Below are 3,260 nucleotides of genomic sequence, written 5' to 3'. Positions count from 1 at the left end.
CGGTGTGCGAGACGGCACGGGGTCCGGGTGACCGGCATCACGCCCGGGCGTGTGTAACGGGCATCCTTTGTCCGGAGCCCACCAAGTCCGCGCCGAAGCCTTTGTCGAGCGCTGACGGTGATCGGCCGAAGGCCCCTGGGATAGCGTCACGGAGTCCCCCGCCGTACCCCGTCCACCTGCGGAGTCCCCTTGAGTACCGCCGTCGCCACCACCCGCCCCGGACTGGTCCTCGCCGACCTGCTGCCCGCCTCCCGCGTCCGGGACCTCGCCCTCGTGCTCGGCGGCGCCGCGCTCACCAGCCTCGCCGCGCAGATCGCCGTGCCCGTGCCGGGCTCCCCGGTCCCCGTCACCGGCCAGACCTTCGCCGCGCTGCTCGTCGGCACCTCCCTCGGCGCCGGCCGTGGCTTCCTCTCGGCGCCGGCCGTGGCTACATCGCTACATCGTCGGCATGCTGCTCGCCTCCGCCGCCGTCGGCGCCCTGGCCCGCCGCGGCGCCGACCGCTCGGTCCTGCGCATGGCCGGCACGATGCTGCTGGGCGAGGCGATCATCTACGCGATCGGCGTCCCGTACCTGGCGCTGTCCCTCGACCTCTCGACGAGCGCCGCGATCGCCGCCGGCCTCACCCCGTTCCTGCTCGGCGACGCCCTGAAGGCGGCGCTGGCGATGGGCGCGACGCCGACGGCCTGGAAGTTCGTCAACAAGCAGCGCTGACAAGGCGGTTGCGGGGGAGGGGCGGGGTGCGCGAGCATCCCGCCCCTCCCTTCTCCTACGTCCCCTCAGCTCTCCAGGGACCGCGGCCTCGGCCGTCGCTGCGACCAGTACAGGCCCGCCGCGCCCGCCGCGATCAGGGCCGCACCGGCCGCGCCCAGCGGCAGCACATCCGCGCCGACTCCCGTCTTGGGCAGTGTGTCGCCGCCCGGTGCCACCGGCTTGTTGTCGGTGCCGAGCAGCAATGGGGTGGCCGGTGCGTTCGGTGACGGGTTCGTCGTACCGAACGGGACCGGGCCCTGCTGCCAGAAGGTCTTCTTGCCGTCGGCGGACACCACCGGCAGACAGATCTTCCCGGCCTTGCTCAGGTCGTACGTCGCGTCGACGGCGTACGACTTCGACCTGCCCGCGGCGAGCGTGCCGACGGAGCACGTGAATCCGCTGTTCGAACCGGGCGGCAGATCCTTTTCGGCGATGGCCGAACAACCCTGCACGCCATTGACCTTGAGGCCGTCGAAACCGACGACCAGGAGATGGATGTCGCCGCTCTCCTTGGTCCCCTCATTCTTCACTGTGGCCGTGATCGCCGTCTTTTTCGAACTGTTGTCGACCGAGATTTTTTCCGGCAGGAGCGTGGTCAGTTTCACCCCTGCCGGAGCCGCGTCCATCGCCTTTCCGCCTTTGCTGCTTCCCGGTCCCTGGTCATCCGCCGAAGCGGTGAAGGAAAGGATCATCACCGCCGAGAAGGATGCCGTGAGCAGCGAACCTGTGACGGCTGTGGCCACGGCCGCGACGCGACGAGAACTCATGTTCGTCCCCCTTGTGTTCCCCTTGCATTCCCCTGTGTCCCCCTGGGGCTGCGCCTGAATTCGCAGTACTTGAAGAGGTACCACAAGATTTCTCCGCACTATGCTGGTACGGCATGAAGTGTGACCATTGTGGGGGTGCAGCGGATTGCCGGGGAATACGGGAAATACGGGGAACGTGAGGGGCGGCGGAACTCCGGGACTATGGGTGACCGGACGCTATCGGCTGGTCGAGAGTATCGGTCAGGGAGGAATGGGGCGGGTGTGGCGAGCCGCCGACGAAATGCTGCACCGGCAGGTCGCGGTCAAGGAAATGCGCATAGACGGCCTCGACGCGGAGGACACCCGCACCCGCCGTGAACGCACCCTGCGCGAGGCCAGGGCGACGGCCCGCATCGACCATCCCAACGTCGTGCGGGTCTACGACGTCGTGGACGAGGGCGAACGCCTGTGGATCGTCATGGAGTTGGTCGCCGGGCGCTCCCTGGAGCGCATCCTCGCGGACGACGGCGCGCTCGGCCCGCGCGAGGTCGCCCGTATCGGGCTCGGTCTGGTGGCCGCGCTGCGCCAGGTGCACGCGGGAGGCGTCCTGCACCGCGACATCAAACCCGGCAACGTCCTCGTCGAGAGCGGCGGCCGACGGGTCGTGCTCACCGACTTCGGCATCGCCGCGATCCAGGACGCCAAGGCGCTCACCATGGTCGGCATGCTCGTCGGCTCGCCCGACTACATGGCACCCGAGCGGATCTCCGGCCACCCACAGGGACCGCCCTCGGACCTCTGGTCCCTCGGCGCGACCCTCTGCGCGGCGCTCGGCGGCCGCTCACCGTTCTCCCGCGACACGACCCTGGCGACCTTGCACGCGGTTCTGTACGAGGAGCCCGAACTCCCTTCGTCCGCCGGTCCGTTGAGGGAAGTGCTGGCCGAACTGCTGGAGAAGGACCCCGTGGTTCGGCCGGGACTGGAGGAGGTGGAGGAGGTGCTGACGCCGGTCGCGTTTCCGGTGGCGGGGGAGGAACCCGAGGAACCCGGTTCGGCGGAGCGGGAGTTGGCGCAGGAGCCCGTGGAACCCGGTTCGGTGGAGCCGGAGTCGGCGGAGCAGCCCGAGGCTCCGGAGGTTCCCGAGGCCTATCGGGAGTCGCCCACCCCGGTCTTCCTGGAGCCGTCACTCGTCCGCGCGGCACGAGATCCCCGGCTGTACGACCCTGATCCCGACCCCGTCGAGGACGCGATACCGACGCAGCGTCCCGCCGTCGACCCCAACTCCCGGCCGCCCATTCGCCGTAAGGCGGGTGTCTCCCTCGTCCGCACCGAGCAGGCTGAGCACTCCGACCAAGCCGAACCCGCCGCCGAGCGGGCCGAGCAGGCTGAGCGGGTCGCACAGGCTCAACTCGCCGAACAGGTCGAGCGGGTCGGACCGGCCCGAATCGCCGAGCAGATCGAGCGTGTTGAACAGGCCCGACTCGCCGAGCGGGTCGAGCGGGTCGTACCGGCTCAACTCGCCGAGCAGGCCGGGCGCGTTGAGGAAGCCCAACCCGCTGAACCAGCCGAGCCCAGCGGACGCGCTCAACCCGCCGAACCCGCCGAAGCGTTGACCGAGCGAAAACCCATCCCCCTCCCGGCTCACCCACCGGCCCCGCGCCCGGCGCCACCGCACTCCGACCCAGGGCGCTCGCACACTCCCCGCTCGGCGTCGCGGCGCCCCGCCCTGGGCCCGCATCCCGCCCGCCTGCCCCGCCCGGAGA

The 3,260-nt window shown here is 70.5% G+C and carries 2 protein-coding genes and 1 pseudogene; 2 read left to right on the top strand and 1 reads right to left on the bottom strand.

What is annotated here, in order from left to right; all coding sequences use genetic code 11:
* Window positions 1-189 precede the first annotated feature (189 nt).
* Window positions 190-712: pseudogene (locus JHN63_RS49710) on the top strand (biotin transporter BioY).
* Window positions 713-777: 65 nt separating this feature from the next.
* Here JHN63_RS49710 and JHN63_RS49705 read toward each other — a convergent pair.
* A complete protein-coding gene (locus JHN63_RS49705; RefSeq protein ID WP_200691729.1) occupies window positions 778-1,518 on the bottom strand; it encodes an LPXTG cell wall anchor domain-containing protein in 741 nt (246 codons plus the stop codon).
* A 205-nt stretch (window positions 1,519-1,723) separates the two neighbouring features.
* On the opposite strand from JHN63_RS49705, the gene JHN63_RS53670 reads away from it, so the two are divergent.
* Window positions 1,724-3,260, top strand: a 1,537-nt coding sequence (locus JHN63_RS53670; protein ID WP_374223031.1) for a protein kinase, incomplete at its 3' end; no start/stop codon positions are given.

The sequence above is a fragment of the Streptomyces sp. MBT65 genome (assembly GCF_016612545.1).
In the GTDB taxonomy this organism is placed as follows: domain Bacteria; phylum Actinomycetota; class Actinomycetes; order Streptomycetales; family Streptomycetaceae; genus Streptomyces.
This window is presented reverse-complemented; position numbering and strand designations above follow the sequence as displayed.

Coding starts and splice junctions, on each gene's coding strand:
- JHN63_RS49705 (WP_200691729.1), bottom strand. CDS start 1,518: ATGAGTTCTCGTCGCGTCGCGGCCGTGGCCACAGCCGTCACAGGTTCG.